This is a genomic window from Gordonia sp. UBA7860, from assembly GCF_002500165.1.
GTDB classification, from domain to species: domain Bacteria; phylum Actinomycetota; class Actinomycetes; order Mycobacteriales; family Mycobacteriaceae; genus Gordonia; species Gordonia sputi.
This window is the reverse complement of the sequence record NZ_DLSO01000196.1, coordinates 1-458: the sequence shown is the minus strand read 5'-3', so window position 1 is coordinate 458 and position 458 is coordinate 1. Positions and strand designations below refer to the sequence as shown.

The 458-nt window shown below is 64.6% G+C and carries 1 protein-coding gene; it reads right to left on the bottom strand.

Features of this window, described 5'->3' with window-relative positions; translation table 11 throughout:
- Nucleotides 1-21: 21 nt before the first annotated feature.
- On the bottom strand, nucleotides 22-458 hold a 437-nt coding region (locus B3T59_RS23390; RefSeq protein ID WP_287005267.1), incomplete at its 5' end, for an LLM class flavin-dependent oxidoreductase.

Genomic DNA, 458 nt, shown 5'->3' with positions numbered 1-458 from the left:
ACATCTGATCTGGCTTGCCCCTCAGCGCTCCAACCATCGTTGCGCAAGCGTCGCTGTCCATTCTTCGACGGCGTCGGCCTCATCGGGTGGCGAATCGACGATGACGAGCTCGCTGACACCGAGATCCTCGAGCGCACCGAGATCAGCGTTCGACGGTGACCGGAGTGCGACGGCGATATAAAGGTCGTCCGCCGAGCGGCCACGCTCGGCGCACTGCGCCCGCAGCGTCGCCATACGATCGGCCACCTCATCGAGTCCGTCGACGTTGAAGCCGTACCAGCCGTCGGCCCATTCGGCGACGCGCGTCAACGCACGATCGCTGTTGCCGCCGAGGATGATCGGCAGGTGACGTTGCGTCGGCTTCGGGTTGACGCGCACACCCCGGAAGGACACGAACTCGGAGTCAACGGAAGCGATTTCATCGGTCCACAGTGCGCGCATCGCCGCGACATATGCCG